At 36.4% G+C, this 19,200-nt stretch carries 12 protein-coding genes; 7 read left to right on the forward strand and 5 right to left on the reverse strand.

Translation table 11 applies throughout. From position 1 onward, the window contains the following. Positions 1–34: 34 nt before the first annotated feature. From FW780_RS22125 to FW780_RS22145, 5 genes are all read right to left on the reverse strand, one after another. The gene (locus FW780_RS22125; protein WP_149835745.1) at positions 35–1,549 is read right to left on the reverse strand and encodes a thioredoxin domain-containing protein; all 1,515 of its coding nucleotides are present in this window, start codon (positions 1,547–1,549) and stop codon (positions 35–37) included. Positions 1,550–2,672: 1,123 nt separating this feature from the next. After that, positions 2,673–3,734, reverse strand: coding sequence for a DUF3810 domain-containing protein (locus FW780_RS22130; protein ID WP_149835746.1), 1,062 nt, complete (start codon positions 3,732–3,734; stop codon positions 2,673–2,675). Continuing rightward, positions 3,724–5,169, reverse strand: a complete 1,446-nt coding sequence (locus FW780_RS22135; RefSeq protein ID WP_149835747.1) for an MFS transporter — start codon at positions 5,167–5,169, stop codon at positions 3,724–3,726. The genes FW780_RS22130 and FW780_RS22135 overlap by 11 nt, the downstream gene beginning before the upstream one ends. A 30-nt stretch (positions 5,170–5,199) precedes the next feature. Continuing rightward, the gene (locus FW780_RS22140) at positions 5,200–5,937 is read right to left on the reverse strand and encodes a lysophospholipid acyltransferase family protein (protein WP_149835748.1); all 738 of its coding nucleotides are present in this window, start codon (positions 5,935–5,937) and stop codon (positions 5,200–5,202) included. Between the two features lie 3 nt (positions 5,938–5,940). Continuing rightward, on the reverse strand, positions 5,941–6,399 hold the full coding sequence (locus FW780_RS22145) for a GtrA family protein (protein WP_149835749.1): 459 nt from the start codon (positions 6,397–6,399) through the stop codon (positions 5,941–5,943). A 363-nt stretch (positions 6,400–6,762) separates the two neighbouring features. Between FW780_RS22145 and FW780_RS22150 the strand changes: the two genes are divergently transcribed. The 7 genes from FW780_RS22150 to FW780_RS22180 all read left to right on the forward strand — a co-directional run bounded on the left by FW780_RS22150 (position 6,763) and on the right by FW780_RS22180 (position 18,991). Beyond that, complete coding sequence (locus tag FW780_RS22150) at positions 6,763–7,026, forward strand: hypothetical protein (RefSeq protein WP_047373857.1); 264 nt, start codon at positions 6,763–6,765, stop codon at positions 7,024–7,026. Between the two features lie 85 nt (positions 7,027–7,111). Further along, a complete protein-coding gene (locus tag FW780_RS22155) occupies positions 7,112–7,963 on the forward strand; it encodes a BadF/BadG/BcrA/BcrD ATPase family protein (protein ID WP_149835750.1) in 852 nt (283 codons plus the stop codon). Between the two features lie 16 nt (positions 7,964–7,979). Then, positions 7,980–10,265 carry an NADP-dependent malic enzyme gene (locus FW780_RS22160; RefSeq protein ID WP_149835751.1) on the forward strand — a complete coding sequence of 762 codons (2,286 nt, stop codon included), beginning with the start codon at positions 7,980–7,982 and terminating at the stop codon, positions 10,263–10,265. Positions 10,266–10,474: 209 nt separating this feature from the next. Continuing rightward, entirely contained in the window at positions 10,475–11,059 is a 585-nt protein-coding gene (gene ruvA, locus FW780_RS22165; protein ID WP_047420113.1) for a Holliday junction branch migration protein RuvA, read from the forward strand. Positions 11,060–11,116: 57 nt separating this feature from the next. Beyond that, positions 11,117–18,154: a T9SS outer membrane translocon Sov/SprA gene (gene sov, locus FW780_RS22170; RefSeq protein WP_149835755.1), complete on the forward strand. Its 7,038-nt coding sequence runs from the start codon at positions 11,117–11,119 to the stop codon at positions 18,152–18,154. 107 nt (positions 18,155–18,261) lie between these two features. Beyond that, positions 18,262–18,639, forward strand: a complete 378-nt coding sequence (gene gcvH / locus FW780_RS22175; protein ID WP_065401025.1) for a glycine cleavage system protein GcvH — start codon at positions 18,262–18,264, stop codon at positions 18,637–18,639. 25 nt (positions 18,640–18,664) lie between these two features. Further along, the gene (locus FW780_RS22180) at positions 18,665–18,991 is read left to right on the forward strand and encodes a VanZ family protein (protein WP_167510778.1); all 327 of its coding nucleotides are present in this window, start codon (positions 18,665–18,667) and stop codon (positions 18,989–18,991) included. The last annotated feature ends 209 nt before the right edge of the window (positions 18,992–19,200 follow it).

The following is a 19,200-nucleotide window of genomic DNA, read 5'->3' on the forward strand; positions in this document are numbered from 1 at the left end:
ATAATGAAATTTTCAAATGAATGATATTTATTTACTAAATCTCATCATCTTCTATTAATTCATCAATAAAGAATAAAATATCTTCACGATCATACTTATCAGGGAATTGGTATCCGTTGATGATAAAAATCGGGGTGAAATTTAATCCTGCATTACTGTTTTCATTAGTCATCTCTATCAGTGGATTCAGGTTTTCTGACGTTACATTTCCTCCGGAAAGAGCATTGATTTTGCTTTCATCCTTAGTTTCAAACCATTCTTCTACAGCATGTAGAAACTCTTTTTCCGGCTTGTTGTGGTAGATATGAGTTAAGTCTGAAATAAGCTGAGTGTATTTTTCATTAGCTCTTTCAGGACTGTAATTGAATCTCATCTGTAAAGAAATATTATCAGGGTATTTTTCCAAAAGGCCTTCTGCCAGTTTATGAGCATCTTTACAGAAACCACAGTATGGATTGGAAACGATAGAAATACGAAGTTTCGCATCTTTTTTCCCAACAGCAAAAGTTTCCGTATTCTGGAATTCAATTTTTGGATTCTGCTCCATCTGATTTTTGAAAAGCTCATAATTTCTTTTGAATCTAAGATTTTTCGCATTAGACTTTTGAAGAGCCTCTTTTTGTTCAAGAAGAGTATTGAAATAAATAACGGCAGAGAAAACAAGTGCCCACAGAATAATAGTCAATAAAAGTGTTCCCACACTGAAAGACAGATTCTCGAAAAATAAACTGCTTACTACGATTTGTGCTGCAAGGATTGAAATAATCAAAAGGCATACTCTGCAAAACGTTTTTTCTACAAAAGCCTGAATGTATAGAGAATATCCTATTGCAAGTACAGAAACAAAGGTAAATCCTTTTACGATATAAGCTGTAGCCGGTAAAAATAATCCCAGCACTGCAAGTCCTGCAAAATAGATCAGGGAAAAGTCTGCGAATTTTAAACCTAAAATACTGGTTTTATCCTGTTTTATAATTTTATCACAGGAGTTGACTGTCTGGCTGGCAGCAGCACCTCCGCCACCGCATATACTTCCGATTACAGTAGATGTATTCCCGAATTTCTGATTGAAGATTTCCAGTGAAATATATACTCCAGCCAAAGAAAGAAGGTTGAAAAGGGCTTCGTAAATGGTTTGGCTTATAAATGAATAGGCGAGAACAGCCGCAAAAATTAAATAAAGAACCGGCTTGAAATTGAAAGCCAGCTTATTTTCTGCATTTTCGGTTTTTTCAAACAACAGTACAAAATCAGTTGATTTGGTATAAAGTTCTTCTTTACCGAAGGTTTTTGCTTTTTCTGAGTATACAGAATAATTGCTGCCTGACTTTTTTACAAGAGAAAATGAATTTTCAACAATAGCAATAAATTCTTCCGGAAGTTCGTCCCAATATTCTTTGTCAAGTTCATAAGCATCATTTTTCACCCCCATAAAGTTCAGTGTATCACTAAAAGCCAAAGCAGATGGATAGTTAGGATGTGAGTTGAACTGGAAAATGAATTCCTGTTTATCGAGTTTTAGGTGGTTAATTAGTTTGTCAAAAATCATGTTAATATTTTTATCTAAAATACACAGATGTTTTAAATATACAAAAAATTTTTTCTTTTATTAGTGAGATATAAACGGCTGTTGGTAGATTATATTTGACTTTCAATATTTTATTTCCCAAAATTTGAGTTTCAAATTCGATTCTGAAATATGATTTTCTAATAAAATTCTATGGTTTTATCGCTGTGTCAGAGTAGAATTTATTTTTGGTAGTATTTGAAAAAATAAGAATGGTAGCTTAGAATACTGAATGTTTAAATGAATTATTTCTAAGAAAAATAAGGCCCAGTTCCCGCAGGCAGCTATTGTAAAATTTCATGGTTATAGTTTGCGTTAAATTGCACCTGCGGGAGTAAGGAAGCCTTGCTTTGTGACAAAGTGTATGGTGTTTTACCTGGAGCAAAGATGCATCTGTATATTCCATAATCCAAGAAAAGCATGTCGGAATTGACAAATTTCGAGTTCTTTATTTACAGGACTCAAGATCGTATTTTGGATTAATGGTCTGATTTTTAGTTTTATAGATTGAAGAATTGTGGGATGTTTAAAAAAACTGAAAAAGTCTAATATTGGACCTTTAAAAAAATATATACAAAAGTTTTTTTTGTTTTTCTGTTGATTTTTGCCAGGAATTTACTCTTATCAAGGTACAAATGAATATCTGAAGTCCGGAAACCTAATGAACAAATTGAAATAAAAAAGTCATTATTTCTAATCAAAATATCCTGAAATTTTTAAATAGAAATAGTAGAAATATCCCATAAAATACAGTGAATAACTCCAATATATAAAACGATGAAAATGGGGCAAAAACTGAATGTTTTTTATCTAAACAAATGTTTGATTCTATGGTGATTTAATAGGCTGTACTGGATTTAAATGGCGTTTTTCATATTGAATACCACTGTTGATTGCGATTTGTAACAATAGGGTGTGAACTCAAAAAAACTTAAAAAATCATAAAGTTTTCATAAAGTTTTAAAAAAGGATGTAAATGTTTTTGTATTTATAAAATATGTCGTACTTTTACATCGCCTTGAATGAGGGAACAAGTCAAGGTAATAAATTTTTTTTCATCATTTGTGTTTTTAGAATCGTATCGCCTGATACGATTCTTTTTTTTTTATTTTTCATAGTTTAAAAGAAGATCTATAAAGTAAGAATAGGTGACAGAGCCTTCCTGTTGATTGCTTTTCAGAAACAGATTGTTGGTAAATCCAAAGAAATCATCCAGCCAGCCCTGATGGCTGAGAACAAAACTCTTTTCATACATACGGTCTCTTTTCATTGCAGGAGAATATTGATGAAGAACATTCTTAACGAACGCCGGATCTTCCTCCACAATGAATCTTAAAAGGCTTTTTAAAGTGAAAAACTCAGTACTGTATCTTAACTCCGGATTGCCGGAATGAACTCCTATTAAATACCCCACAAAATTAGCCTCCTGTTCTCTGGCAAAACCCAGTTGATGAGAACTTTCATGCGCTGTTGTAAAAGGAATAAATGTAGAAGGTAATTCAGAGTTATATTGAGCTTCAGCAGTAAAAGGGTTATAGTATCCCAAAATACCCGTAAAGCTCATTACATTTTTGAATAAACTGGGTTTGATATCCAAAATCTGAGGTGCCTTTTTATTTGAAATATATGAAGGTAATTTTGCTTGTTGGTGCAGAATTTCCTGTTGTATAGAATTAAGATTCGTAATAATGAATACTCCTTTGTTGTTTTCCCGGACAGACTGCCTGGTTGCTTTACATTTTTCAAGATAAGTAAGAGCCAGTTTCTTGGCCTTTTCCACATCCGGTTCTTTCTGGCTTGAAAGTTTCTTGATGATAGGAGTCTGGAAATACAGCATTCCCCAAAAGATCTGATAGATAAAGTAAAAAACATTGATGATGATCAGAACCCTGAGCAGAGAATGATGTCTTCGCTGCTTTCTGAACAGCATGATGAAATAATACAAAAGGAAAGCACCCAATACAATATATATAAGATCTCCCATAGAAAATGGAATCCAGCTGAACAATGCCTGATGTGTTCTTTTCTGAAGTTCAAAGAAGTTTTCAAAAAACGAGATCATCACTCCGGATTTTGAGCAGGCATAAAACAAAAGAAATTGGGCAAGTAATACACCTGCCCAAAACCTTTTCTTTTTATATATTGTTTTCGTTATATTAATGACCATTACCTTTAGATACTTTATCAAGATCAATGCCCTGGGCTTTTAAAATCCCACTCACACGGATCGCATAGAATGCAAGATAAGCAAAACAAATAACCCCTACGATATAACTGAAATGAATATTTGTAATATCTGCAACATACCCCTGTATAATGCTTACGATACCTCCACCCATAATCATCATAATAAGTAATCCTGAACCCTGATTGGTATGTTTTCCAAGTCCGTTAATAGCCAATGCAAAAATACATGGCCATAAAGTAGAGCAGAAAAGACCTACGCTGGTAAATGCATAGACAGATACCATTCCTGTTGTGAACATTCCTATTAGCAAAGCTGTAATTCCTGCTAAAGAAAATATTAAAAGCATTCTTGCCGGGTTTCCTTTACTTAAGATATCACAAATAATCATGGCAATAATAATAAATCCATATACATAGAATGGAGACAGGTCATGTTTCGCAATAGCATTCACCAATAAAAATACACCAAATGCAAGATAAGGAGCTAAGAATCTTAAGATCTTTTTGAATCCCGCATTCACATCAAATGCCTCTACAGCACCTGTCCAACGGCCGATCATCAATGATGCCCAGTATAAAGAGATATAAGGTGCTACATCTTTTGTTTCAAAGCCTAAGTTTTTTTCCATATAAGCCGGAAGATTACTGGCTGTTGAAACTTCTACCCCTACATACACAAAGATCGCAATCATTCCCATTACCAATTGAGGGTATTGAAATGCCGATTTTCTGTGTTCTCCCGGAGTTGAATCATCAGTGTTTTCAGTATTCGTTGGAGTTACAGCAGGAAGAGAAGAGAATTTAAGCATTAAAGCTACAAGAGCAAAAGCTGCTCCTAATATCAGATAAGGAATTTTTACACTTTCAATACTTGCTTCCGTGTTGCCTGCGCTTGCAGAACCAAAAATGGCAAATGCCACAATAAGCGGTCCTATTGTAGTTCCTAAGTTATTAATTCCCCCAGCCATTGTTAACCTCTGAGACCCTGTTTCTGTAGGGCCAACCTCAATAGCAAGCGGATTGGCAACAATCTGCTGAAGAGAGAAGCCCAAACCTACAATAAATAATCCGGAGATCATTAAAGGGAAAGAATGCATGTTGGCAGCCGGATAAAACAACAGGGTTCCCATTGCGGAAATAAGAAGCCCCACAATAAGGCCGTTTTTATACCCGATTTTATTGATCAAATCCTGTTTCAGGCTCTTTGATATAATCATATAAATTAAAGAACCTACAGTATACGCTACATAAAAGCATATCTGTACCAGCATACTTTCAGTTTGAGATAGATTGAAGGCTTTTTGAAAAACGGGGATCAGAATATCATTACTGGCTGCTACAAATCCCCAAAAGAAGAATACAGTAACCAATGGAATGAATTGGGCCCAATTGGTTTGTTTAGAATAATTTGACATATTTATTATAGATTTCACAAACAAATATAACTATTTCCTTTCAACGGAATACCTGATTAAGGTTTTTTTTATTTCCTCATAAGCCTCTGCCTTTAAGTCTTTTGGCGAATCGGTAGGCTCCATGATTCCATTGAAATACACCTTTACTCTTCCAGGATAGCCTTTTGAGTTTTCAAAAGGGAACATTTCCTTGAGTCCGATAAAGGTATAAACAGCGATAGGAGAGTTATGTTTTGAGGACAGCATAAACGCACCATCCTTAAAATCATCCAAAATTATAGAAGTGTCATCAGGTACGCCGCCTTCAGGAAAAATGGCAATACTGTTGCCTTCCTCCATTTTTTCAGCGCATCTCCGGTATACATCTGCACGGCTTTTTGCATTCGTTCTGTCTACCATTACACATATCCTTTTATAAATGGTTCCGAAAATAGGAATCTTTACCAGCTCTTTTTTTCCTACAAAACATATCGGATGATCCGGAAATACAATGCAGGTAAGCATAATATCCATGATGGATGTATGATTGGAAATAAAAACATAAGGGATGCTTTTATCTTTCTCCTGTTCCGAAAGTTTAATGAGATCATACCGGAAGCCCATTCCGTAAAACATTCCGAAACACCAGATCCTTACGAGTTTATAACCGTATTTATAATGCTTTTTGTTAAAAGATAAAATATAGACAGGGATTCCAATAGTAACTGTCAGAAAAAATGCTAACAGCAGCAGCCAGAATCTCCAGAGATAATTTAAAATTATTGTCACAGCCTAACCGTTAAAAATTACTTTCTTTTTTACTGAATAATTCAGAATGGAAACCAGCAATATTGCTGCAATTTTGCTGATCATTTCCGGGCTCAAGGTATAAAAAAATAAATTGATATTATCTTTAAATATGAAACTGTAAAATATCTGGAAAAACCCCAGGCTGAGTAACGTTGAAAAGAAGGAGACCACCATAAAATAAGCAAACTCTTTTTTCTTGGAGTGTTTTCCTCTTTCAAACACAAACCAGATACTCAGAAAATAATTGGTAATAATCCCGCAGCTCGTAGAAAAAATGTTACTTAAGGGATAATGTACACCATGGAAGTTGATTTCCTTTGCAAAGAAATGCGGAAGATAGGTGCTGAAAATCTTAAAGCTGCCTATTTCTACAACGGCACTCAGTCCTCCTGCAATGATGAAGAACAGAACCTGTTTCTGGCGTAAGAGTATTTCTTTCATGCGATGAATATAAAACTAAATATATAAGTACATATTGTAGAAACACTGAAATGATTTATATCTCAGAATATAAGGGCCTTACCGTATTCCGGCTGTTAATAACCGTTTTAGAATACCAGCAATGCCAAAGCTTCACAATATGAATATGCAAATTTATAACTATATGTTAAACACTGAAAAAAGTTGTTAAAATATTTTTTTTAATAAAAATTATTTCTAATTTTAATATTCAGAATGATGTAATAATGACCTGATAATAAATTCATTTTCAACTTCTTGTGTTGATGGTTTTTTCTATCTTGTAGTGCGCGATTAAGAGCATATACCCCTACATTTTATGACCCAATTATTAATAATATTTGTATGAAAAGTCAAAACAAATACAGAAAATTCCAGCTTCAACAGAAAAATATTGAGGCTCTTGAGAAAGAAAATTCCCGCTTCAAAAGAGTGTATTCCGAATATGAAAATATGTCAGATGAATTGTGGAATCTCGAAAACTCCAAAGGAGAACCAGTGCCAGATGATTTTATCAATGCAATGGTATTACAGACTTCCTATCTGGAAGATGAAATAGAAGATTGGCTATTACAATTCAACGAAAAAAAAACACAGATTAAACATTAATGATTTTAGACAGCTTCCAGGTTGTTTATAAACGCTAATTGAAGATAAATTCATAATTTAGCACCCTTAAATTAAAATCTAAAATATGGTTGCTATTGTAGATAGTGGTTCTACTAAATCGGATTGGGTAATACTTGATGACTTTAAGAAAGTTTTTTTGAAAACAGAAACAATCGGGTTCAATCCGAATTTTATCAACAGAGAACTTATCGCTCCTGAGATACAGAAAAATAGCAATCTGGTATCGGTTAAAAATTCAATTACCAAGGTCTTTTTTTATGGCTCCGGATGCGGTGTGAAAAAAAACTGTGAAACCATAGAAGAAGAACTGACGAAAGTTTTTGGAAAAGCTGAAATTATTGTGAAGGAAGATCTGATGGCTGCAGCATATGCGGCATACAGCGGAAAACCTGCTATCGTGTGCATTCTTGGCACAGGATCAAATTCCTGTTTTTTTGACGGTGACAATCTGAAGATAGAATTGCCTTCACTGGGATTCCTTATTGGAGATGAAGGAAGCGGCAGTGCTATCGGAAAGCAATTGGTGCGCAGATATTTCATGAAAAAACTGCCTTCAGACCTTCATACAGAATTTGAAGCCAATTATCAGCTTACCGTAGAAGATGCATTGAAAAATATGTATCATACCCCAAGACCAAATGCATATTTGGCAAACTTTACCAAATTTGTGATCGAAAGAAAAGATCATCCTTATTTCAGAGATATGGTGTTTGAAGAAATGAAAAGTTTCTTTGAATATCAGGTTCTCCCTTATGAGGAAGCAAAAGATGCCGAGATCAATTTCATTGGCTCTATTGCTTATTATTATGAAAATATACTACGTTCTGTAGCTACAGAACTTAATTTAAATGTGGGACATGTTGTGCAGAAACCAATTGAAAGCTTAGTAGATTACCACATTAAATACATACTTTAACAAAAAACCAAATTTTATGTCAAGTAACAACAATCGCGACGAAAAAAACTTTAGCCAGGCCGCGCTAGATTATCATAAAGCAGAACCCAAAGGAAAAATTGAAGTAATCCCGTCAAAGCCACACTCTTCTCAAAGAGACTTGTCTCTGGCTTATTCTCCGGGAGTAGCTGTTCCTTGTATGGAAATTCATGATAAACCGGAAACTGTTTATGATTATACAGGAAAAGGAAACCTGGTAGCAGTAATTTCTAACGGTACTGCCGTACTTGGACTGGGAGATATCGGGGCTGAAGCTTCAAAACCGGTAATGGAAGGGAAAGGACTTTTGTTCAAAATCTTTGCAGATATCAACGTATTTGATATTGAGATTGATGAAAAAGATCCGGATAAATTTATTGAAATTGTAAAAGGAATTGCTCCTACTTTCGGAGGAATCAACCTTGAAGATATTAAAGCTCCTGAAGCTTTTTATATAGAACAAAGACTGAAAGAGGAATTGAATATTCCTTTGATGCATGACGACCAGCACGGAACTGCAATTATCTCTGCAGCTGCATTGATCAACTCTCTGCAGATTGCCAATAAAGATATTGATAAAGTGAAAATGGTTGTCAACGGAGCAGGTGCAGCAGCTATTGCATGTACCAAGCTTTATATTTCATTAGGGCTGAAAAAAGAAAACGTCCTGATGTGTGACAGTAAAGGAGTTATCAACCATAAGAGAGAAAACCTTACTCCTGAAAAATTAGACTTCATTGCTCAGACGGATATTGAAACATTAGAAGATGCTGTAAAAGGATCTGATGTTTTTGTGGGATTATCTAAAGGAAACGTAATGACTCCGGAAATGCTCTTGAGCATGAACGAAAATCCTATCGTATTTGCTCTGGCTAACCCTGATCCTGAAATTGCTTATGATCTTGCTATTGAAACTCGTAAAGATGTAATCATGGCAACAGGAAGAAGTGATTATCCTAACCAGGTAAACAACGTATTAGGATTCCCTTATATCTTCCGTGGAGCATTGGATGTACAGTCTACAGGAATTAATGAAGAAATGAAACTGGCTGCCGTACACGCTATTGCTGATTTAGCAAAAGAACCGGTACCGGAAGCTGTAATTTTAGCATATAACGTTCAAAATCTGCAATTTGGAAGAGATTATTTCATTCCGAAGCCGTTTGATAACAGACTGATCACAAAAGTATCAAGTGCCGTAGCAAAAGCAGCTATTGAAAGTGGTGTTGCCAGAAAAACTATTACGGATTTTGAAGAATATGAGCATCAGCTTTTAGACAGAATGGGAAGAGATGAGAGATTGGTAAGAATGATGCAGAGCCGTGCTAAATCCAATCCGAAAAGAATCACCCTTGGAAATGCTGAAGAATATAACGTATTGAAAGCAGCTCAAATCCTTTATGAAGAAGGAATTGCTTTCCCAAGTCTTCTGGGAGATAAAAAATACATCAAGGAGCAGATGGAGCGCTACGGAATTACTCTGGATGTTCCCATCATTGATCCAAGTGATGACGATCAGAAAGAAAACAGAAAAAAATACAGAGAAACCCTTTGGAAACTTCGTCAGAGAAAAGGAATGAACGAGTACAAAGCGAAGAGATACGTTCGTCAGAGAGATTATTTCGGGCCTTTGATGCTGAAACATGGCGATACCGATGGGCTTATCGTAGGATTCTCTAAAAACTATACGTCAGTTTTACGCCCTGTTTTAGAAGTTATTGAAAAAGATAAAGGAGTAGACAAAGTAGCGGCAATGATGATGATTCTGTCTGAAAAGAAACCTATTTTCTTCGCAGATACTTCCATCAATCAGAATCCTACCTCAGAAGATCTTGTGAATATTGCTAAAATGGCAGAATTTACAGTAAAATCTTTTGCTATAGAACCAAGAATTGCGATGCTGGGATTTGAAAACTTTGCTGCCATTTCTGAAACTTCCAAGAAAGTAGCTAAAGCAGTGAGCATCCTTCATGAGAAATATCCTAAAATGGTTGTAGACGGTGAGATTCAGCCAGATTTTGCAATGAATGCAGATCACCTGAGCGATTATCCTTTCTCAAAATTAGGAACAACACCAGCAAATACCTTCATCTTCCCGAATCTGGAAAGCGCCAACCTTTCTTACAAAATTCTGAGAGGAATGAAAGTAGCACAGGTTATCGGACCTATCCTGATGGGATTAAAACAGCCGGTACATGTTCTTCAGATGCGTTCAAGCGTAGATGAGATCGTAAACCTTGCTACGATTGCTGTTCTTGATGCTCAGAGAAGAGAAAAAAAATAATATAAAGAATTTAAAATATTCTTCTTGTTTAAAAAAATGACACTTTAAACAGTGTTCAGATACTAAAAAGACTCCATATTTTGGAGTCTTTTGTTTTTCTGTTAATTCCTTGAATTCTTATTTGAAATTTAAGTTAAAAATCATTCGCACGTTAAATGAAAACATTAATTAGTTTAAATTGCTATATTTGGGAGTTTTAAAAATTAATAATGATATTTTCTTTACAAGGCAACGTTCAAGAACTTACGCCTACCTACGCTGTCATCAATGTACAAGGAGTTGGTTACTACGTGGGAATCAGTTTGATGACCTCACAGACGCTGGTTTTGAATCAGCCCACTTTTTTATTTATCCAGCAGATCATCCGTGAAGACGCCCATCTTCTCTTTGGATTTAACACACGTTCAGAAAAAGAAATGTTCAATCTGTTAATAAGCGTTAATGGAGTAGGTGCTGTTTCAGCCTTGATTCTGCTGTCAACATTGAGCCTTGATGAGATTGCCTCCGCAATCCTTTCAGGAAACAGTGCGCTGATTCAAAAAGCAAAAGGAATTGGTGCAAAAACGGCTGAAAGAATTATCGTAGATCTTAAAGATAAAGTACAGAAATACAGTGATCCAAACGCGAATATTTCTGTGATGGTAGATAATAAAATTAAGGAAGAATCGTTATCTGCATTAGAAGTTTTAGGGATTCCTAAACGTGCAAGCGAGAAGATTGCGGATAAAATTATAAAACAAAATCCAAGCATCTCGGTAGAAGAATTGGTTAAACAAATCTTAAAAAACATTTAACATTTGGTGGCGAATAGTAAGCATCTTAACATATTTTTGTTCCTGTCGTTCCTGTTTATGTCTGTAAGTGCTTTTGCGCAGGTACAGAAAGATACGGCGATTATAAGAAAACAATATGAAGTGGCCGACCCTACGAGGTATGAAGCCTATTACGATATAAAAACCGGGATGTACTATGTGTATCCCAAAATTGGAAATACCATAACGGGTCCTCCTACAGCAATGTCTCCGGAAGAGTATAAAGAATATATGCTCGCTACCCAGACAAAAGCCTACTACAAGGAGAAATCTGATAAATATAACCTCCTTTTCAGAAAAGACAGATCAGATGCAAGGAAGAAGGGACTTATCCCTTCATTGTTGATTAATAACAGGCTCTTTGAAACAATTTTCGGAGGTAATAAAATAGAAATCATTCCTTCAGGATATGCATCCCTGGATTTTGCCGGATTGTACCAGAAAATAGACAACCCGATGATCCTGCCACAAAACAGGACCAGCTTTACTTTTGATATTGATCAGAGGATTCAGTTGGGACTATTGGGTAAAGTAGGAGAAAACCTGCAGTTAAAGGCTAATTATGATACTCAGAGCGGCTTTGCCTTTGAAAACCGAATGAATCTTGTTTGGCAGGCAAAAGGAAGCTGGAAAGACCTTCAGAGCAAAGGCCTTGGAAATGTTGATAAACCCAACGAAGGAGGAGAAGATAAAATCATCAAAAGAGTTGAATTTGGTAACGTAAATATGCCGCTTTCAACCAGTCTGATCCGTGGTTCACAATCATTGTTCGGGGTGAAAACAGAATTCCAGCTTGGAAAAACTTTTGGAACCGTTGTTCTTTCCCAACAACAAGGGGAGGCCCGTAATATTGTAGTACAGGGTGGTGGTGTTATGAATAACTTTAAAGTCAACGCTATTGACTATGAAGAAAACCAGCACTACTTTTTAGGACATTATTTCCTGAACAAATATGACGACGCGTTACTTAATTATCCACAAATTAACTCAACCATTAATATCACCAGATTAGAAGTATGGGTACTTGACCAAGGAAACAGTAATCTGGCTTATCAGAAAAGTATTATCGGGATCAGAGACCTTGGAGAAGGTCCTGGCGGAGTTACTTTACCGGATAACTCTCTGAATGGTTTATATGATGCAGTGTCCACAGTTGCCGGAACCAGAGAAGCCGGAAAAAACTATGGTACTATTTTCCAGGGGCAGGTGATTGGAGCAGATCCTACTCCATATGATAATGGTGAACAATTCATATACAATACAAAAGCAAGAAAGCTGAATAGTAATGAATTTACTTTTCAGCCACAGTTGGGATATATTTCTTTGAATCAAAAACTTAATGACCAGCAGCTTTTAGCAGTTTCGTACTCTTATACTGTTAACGGAAGTAATAAAGTATACAAAGTAGGGGAATTTTCTGAAGAAAGTCCCGTATTGATTACTAAAGTATTGAGAGTAAACAATAAAGTAAACACTCAATCTCCGATGTGGGACCTGATGATGAAAAATATCTATTCAATAGATGCAGGACAGGTAGCACAAGACGGATTTATTCTTAATGCATATTACAGAGATCCAAAAACAGGAGGTAAAGTAAATTATCTTCCGGATACTCCTGTAAAAGATCAGAACTTACTAAAATTATTCAATTGGGACCGTCTTAATATGAATGGAGATATCCAGAATAATAAAGACGGAAGCAAGGGAGATGGTATCTTTGACTTTGTCAACGGGATTACCATCAGACCGGAAACCGGAAGAGTAATCTTCACGAAAGTACAGCCTTTTGGTAGCTATATGCAAAAGGTTTTAGGAGGAACTTTCAATCCTCAATACGTTTTCCAGGATCTTTATACCAAGCAAAAACAAGAAGCACTCTCCAGTAATCTTGCACAGAGGTATACATTGGAAGGTCGTTATAAAGGAACGCAGGGACAAGGTATTTCGTTAGGTGCAGTAAACGTGCCTCAGGGATCAGTAAAAGTTGCAGCAAACGGAGTACAGCTTACAGAAGGGGTAGACTATACCGTAGACTATATGCTTGGTACGGTTACGATCATTAATGAAAATGTAAAACAGTCCGGACAGGCCATTAATATTTCACTTGAAAACCAATTGACATTTAATACTCAAAGAAAAAGATTCTTGGGATTAAATTTAGAGAGAAGATTCAGTGAGAACTTTATCTTAGGAGGGACCGTAATCAACTATTCAGAATCTCCATTGACCCAGAAAGTAAACTTCGGACAGGAAGCGGTAAATAATACTATGGCAGGGATCAACTTGATGTACAATAATCAGGCTCCTTACCTTACAAGACTTACCAACAAACTTCCGATGGTAAAAACCGAAGCACCGTCCAACTTAAACTTTAAGATGGAAGCAGCGTATCTGATGCCTGGATTAAATAAGGGAACCAATAACCAGTCTTATATTGACGATTTTGAACAAACCACTTCTAAGATATCATTAAAAGAACCGGCAGCATGGAGCTTAGCTTCAAAACCGGAAAAAAATAAATTACCGCCATTTAACACGGTACCTGGTAATGATGATATTACAAGCGGATATGGAAGAGGGCTATTAACATGGTATAATATTGACCCTAGATTCTGGGGTGTTGGAGGAAAAGCTCCTGCAGGAATTACACCACAGTCTGTATCCAACCACGCTTCCAGAAGAGTACAATATTCTGAGATTTATAATAACAGGGATTTCGTAGCGGGAGAACAAACTTTCACCAATACTTTCGATATCTCTTATTTCCCTAAAGAAAAAGGACCTTATAACGTAAATCCGGTAACAGAACAGGCACAAAGCAGATGGGCGGGGATTATGAGATCCATCAGTGTTCCGAATTTCGTTACATCAAATATTGAATACGTTGAATTCTGGATGATGGATCCTTATGCAGATGGTAAAACCCTGGGTACAGATCCAAAACTTTTACTTCATTTAGGAAACGTTTCAGAAGATGTTTTGAAGGATGGAAAAATGCAGTATGAAAACGGATTGCCAACTCCTGGTACACCATCTTCTACAACGAATTCAAACTGGGGGATACAGCCAAAACAACCCCCAATTCTGTATGCCTTCTCTACAGAAGGAGAAGACAGAAAAGTACAGGATGCAGGGTATGATGGTCTTACTTCTGATCAGGAAGCAATGAGATTCGGAAATACTTTTGTAAATCCGGTAACCAATATTGCTGACCCTGCAGTGGATGACTTTGTATTTTATCTTTCCGATAAATTTACAGGAAGCCAGGCTGCTTCGGTTGTTGAGAGATACAAATATTTCAGAAATCCGGAAGGAAACTCAGAAGCAAACTCTCTGAATGTGGCGTCACAAACTCCAGATGCAGAAGATATCAATAAAGATTACAACCTTGATCAGACTGAAAACTATAATCAGTATGTGATAAAGCTAGATCAGCCAAGCTTAGCATTGGGAGGAAACAATATTGTAGATGTAAAAACAGTAAAAGCAAGCTTCCAGAACGGGCAGTCTGCAGATGTGAAATGGTACTTGTTCAGAATTCCTGTTGCCAATTATGATAAAGCTGAAGGAACTGCTGATCCATCTGTCTTAAATAATGTAAGATTTGCAAGATTAATGTTGGCAGGGTTTGATCAGACCTCTACTTTAAGATTCGGAACAATGGATCTTGTAAGATCAGACTGGAGAAAATACAATAGTAAAATTGCAAGTCAGGATGTACCTGGTTCAGATGAAGGAGTAGGCTCTGTGACAGATCCAAATTTTGAAGTTGGAAGTGTAAATATTGAAGAAAATGCATTGAACCAGCCTCCATATGTATTGCCTCCGGGAATTGACAGACAGGTATTAAGTGGTAATGCAGGAGCGCAAAGACAAAATGAAGCTTCACTTTACATGAAGGTTAAAGACCTTAAAACTGAGGCAAGAGGAGTGTTCAAAAATACAACTTTGGATATGAGAAGATACAAAAAGCTGAAGCTGTTTGTACACGCTCATGATCCATTGAACAGAGTAATAGGAATGGATGAGAAAACCAAATTCTTTATCCGTTTCGGAAGTGATGCTACCGATAACTATTACGAGTATGAATCATCATTAAACTTAACCCCTACCACAGCAACAGCTCCTATGGAGATCTGGCCAATGGAAAATGAGGTTGATTTTGATGTTCAGAATTTTGTAGATGCTAAAATCAGAAGAGACAAATCAGGTGTTGTTATTACCAATAGAACAGTTGACACGGGATATCAGCAGCCTTTTAAAAACATTTATATCAAAGGTAGACCAAGTTTAGGAAATATTACCACTATTATGATTGGGGTGAGAAATTCTGATCCAAGAGAAGCATCCACTATAACAAGGGTTCTTTGGGTAAATGAAATTCGTCTTTCTGAAATTGAGAATGATGGAGGATATGCAGGAAATGCCAGCTTAAATTTTAATATGGGAGATTTGGCAACTGTTAATGCCAATGCCTCGTATACATCAGTTGGTTTCGGAAATATTGATTCAAAACCTGCGGAAAGAACACAGTCTACCCAATCAGCATTTAGTATTAACACAGCAATTAATGTAGATAAATTCCTTCCTGAAAAAACAGGGGTGAAGATTCCTTTAAACTATTCTTACTCACAGACCATTGAGGACCCGAAATATAATCCTCTGGATACCGACGTAGAATTCAGTAAGGCGCCAAACAAGGACCAATTGAAAAAAGTAGCGAGAACCTATACTCAGCAGAGAAGTATAGGAGTCGTTAATATGCATAAAGAAAGAGTAAATCCAAATAAAAAGCCTAAGTTTTATGACATCGAAAACGTTTCGGTAACGGCTGTTTATAACGATGACTACTTCAGAGATATTTATACCAAGAGAAACTACAGACAGTATCTGAGAGGATATATTGATTATAACTATACATTTAAACCGTGGGTAGTTAAGCCTTTCAATAAAATGATCAGTGATACTGCGAAGTCTACGAAGTATTTAAGATGGGTTAAAGAATTCAATTTTAATCCGATTCCTACAAGAATATCTTTCAGAACTGAAATCGACAGAAATTACAACGAACTTGAGTTCAGAAATGTGGAAGCTATTCTGAATGGAAATATGAATAGTGACTTTGATGCTATCAGAAACAGAAACTTCTTCTTCGGATGGCAGTACGGGTTAGGATTCAATTTCACAAAATCATTAAAACTGGAAATCAATTCGGCAACCAGAACTCTTAATGACAATCTGGATGTAAATTCGATGGATAGTAAATCGATCTTCGGAAACGTATTCAGATCGGGAAGACCGGTATTGTATAACCACAGAGCCCAGCTGAATTATAAACTGCCATTCCAGTATCTACCTTATCTGGATTTCATTGATGCAGAAGTAGGATATGGATTTACCTATAACTGGGCGGCGAGATCTACTTCGTTGACTGGATTTGTAGATCCTAATACGAACCAGACTGCAAGTTTGGGATCCGTAGGACAGAATACCAATGTTATTCAAGCAACAGCTTCAGCAGATCTTCCTAAGTTCTTCGGACAGTTTAATTATTTTAAAAATATAAATGCCAAGCTCCAGAAACGCAGACAGGAAATGGACTCTCTGAACAATGTGTATGCGAAACAGTGGGAGAAAAACAGATACAGATACAAGAAGTATAAATTTAAGAATAAGCTTACTCCGCTTCAAAGTGCAGCATTCTTCCTTACTTCTTTCAAACAGTTAAACGTAAGTTATAACGAAACGAATGGAACAGTACTTCCGGGGTTAATATCAGCTCCAAACTTCTATGGATACGGGCAGACATTGGGAGGTCCAACACTGGGATTCCTTTTAGGATCACAAGCTGATATTAGGAGAACTGTAATGGAAAACGGATGGGTGAGTGGTTCCAACTATATGACAGATCCATACGTAAGAATGTCTACTAAAGAATTGAGGGCAGACTTACAGATGATGCCGATGAATGATTTAAGAGTTGATCTTAATGTGTTGCATACCTTTAATAGTAACTTCTCACACACAGGATTCAACTATACTAATGATAATGGGGTTTCTGATCCTGACTTTACATTTGCAAGTGAAATGATAACCTATTCCAACTCTGCAGTACTTCTTAACACATCATTTAAAGATGGACAGGCAGTTTATCAGGCGATCAGAGAAAATGCAAGAGCACTTTCACAACAGTTGGGCGGCCCGGGAGCGGTATTGGACAACAATGGGTTTGCTCAGCATTACAGCATCGGAAATGCTTATGTTTTGATTCCAGCCTTTAGAGCAGCTATGGAAGGGAAATCTGTGACACCTATGACCAACCCTAAGAAAGCAGGATTCCCGTTACCAAACTGGAGAATTACGTATTCGGGATTGAAAAATATCCCTATAATCAGTGGACAGTTCACCAAGTTTGATATTTTACACGGGTATACAGCGACCTATACAGCAACAGGTATTCAAAGCAATGTAGATTATCATGGTAACCCGAATGGATATTATCAGACAGTGGATGATGCTGGTAATGTGAAAAAAAATGCTGGGGACAAGATTAACCCATATACATTTGCACAGGTAGGATATGTAGAATCTTTCTCACCGCTTATCGGGATAGATGTTACCATGAGAAACAATATGCAGTTTGGGATACAGTACAACAAAACAAGAATGATGGTACTGGGATTGGTAAACCAGACTCTTACCGAAGATGCCAATACAGAATATGTTGTAAGACTTGGATATATCGTGAGAAACTTCAGATTAGGAACAGCCAATATCAGAGGAAGAGGAACAAGAGGAAAAGGAAGTGACCTTAACATCAGAGGAGATATTTCATTAAGAGACAGTAAGACCTCCATTATGAATATCCTATTGAATGATGCTCAGGTTACTGGAGGACAGAGATTGATGAATATCAAACTTTCCGCAGACTATAATGTTTCCGAGAACCTGAACCTGAGAGTCTTCTACGAACAGATGACCTCAAAGTATAAGATATCCACAGCATTCCCGCTGTCTACAGTAAGAGCAGGTATTTCTGCCACATTTACATTCGGAGATTCCGGAGGCGGATTCTAAAAATGATAAAAACTTAAAAGTCCTTCAGTTTTGAAGGACTTTTTTTATATCCAATATTTGAAGCTACTATATTTTTGAATACATTTGTACAAAATAAAAATTAAAAAATGAACACACCATCAGAATTAAAGTACACCAAAGATCACGAATGGATCAAGATTGAAGGTAACGTTGCTACAATCGGTATTACAGACTTCGCTCAGGGAGAACTTGGAGACATCGTATATGTAGATGTAGATACTGTAGATGATGATCTTAATGGAGGAGATGTTTTCGGAAGTGTAGAAGCAGTAAAGACGGTTTCAGATCTATTCTTACCTATCGCAGGAAAGGTTATTGAATTTAATTCAGACTTAGAAGATCAGCCTGAACTGTTAAATACAGATCCTTATGGAGACGGATGGATTATCAAATTGGAAATTGCTGATGGGGCAGATCAGTCTGAGTTACTTTCTGCAGATGATTACAAAGCTATCATTGGATAAGATTTCAAAAATATTTAGTAAGATATTGCCCATTTATTGGGCATTTCTTACTTATATGCTTCTCAAGCCCGGAGAAGAGAACCACGAATATTGGTTCATGTTCAGCGGTATTGATAAAATATTACATCTAAGTATATTTGCTGCTTTAGGTTTCTCTTTCATTGCTGCATTCCCAAAAATAAAATTCTCATACTTTTTTCAGATCATCCTTATTTATGCATTTCTTACCGAAATTCTCCAGGAGGAAATGGGATTAGGCAGATCTATGGAAACATTAGATATCGTAGCAGATACTATAGGATGCCTATTGGGATATTATACATATAAGATACTAATCAAACGCTTCTTTTAACTTTACTCTTAGAAAAGAACAGCACTTCTTCCTGAACTTTCCCCCCTTTACACAGAAATAGTAAAGTTTTCTCAAACGTATACACCTTCACCCCTCCAACTCTCCAACTCTCAAACTTAATCAGGAGCTATATCCTGCTATCCATTTTTACTCCTCGCGCCTTTGCTGTTACCCTGAGCGAAGCCGAAGGGTCTCCAATCGCTTACTGC

The organism is Chryseobacterium sediminis, from assembly GCF_008386505.1.
Taxonomy (GTDB): Bacteria; Bacteroidota; Bacteroidia; order Flavobacteriales; family Weeksellaceae; genus Chryseobacterium; species Chryseobacterium sediminis.

Bases quoted from the DNA above. Each gene is read 5' to 3' on its own strand.
- FW780_RS22125 (WP_149835745.1), bottom strand. From the start codon at position 1,549: ATGATTTTTGACAAACTAATTAACCACCTAAAACTCGATAAACAGGAA.
- FW780_RS22130 (WP_149835746.1), bottom strand. From the start codon at position 3,734: ATGGTCATTAATATAACGAAAACAATATATAAAAAGAAAAGGTTTTGG.
- FW780_RS22135 (WP_149835747.1), bottom strand. From the start codon at position 5,169: ATGTCAAATTATTCTAAACAAACCAATTGGGCCCAATTCATTCCATTG.
- FW780_RS22145 (WP_149835749.1), bottom strand. From the start codon at position 6,399: ATGAAAGAAATACTCTTACGCCAGAAACAGGTTCTGTTCTTCATCATT.
- FW780_RS22150 (WP_047373857.1), top strand. From the start codon at position 6,763: ATGAAAAGTCAAAACAAATACAGAAAATTCCAGCTTCAACAGAAAAAT.
- FW780_RS22155 (WP_149835750.1), top strand. From the start codon at position 7,112: ATGGTTGCTATTGTAGATAGTGGTTCTACTAAATCGGATTGGGTAATA.
- FW780_RS22160 (WP_149835751.1), top strand. From the start codon at position 7,980: ATGTCAAGTAACAACAATCGCGACGAAAAAAACTTTAGCCAGGCCGCG.
- ruvA (WP_047420113.1), top strand. From the start codon at position 10,475: ATGATATTTTCTTTACAAGGCAACGTTCAAGAACTTACGCCTACCTAC.
- sov (WP_149835755.1), top strand. From the start codon at position 11,117: ATGTCTGTAAGTGCTTTTGCGCAGGTACAGAAAGATACGGCGATTATA.
- gcvH (WP_065401025.1), top strand. From the start codon at position 18,262: ATGAACACACCATCAGAATTAAAGTACACCAAAGATCACGAATGGATC.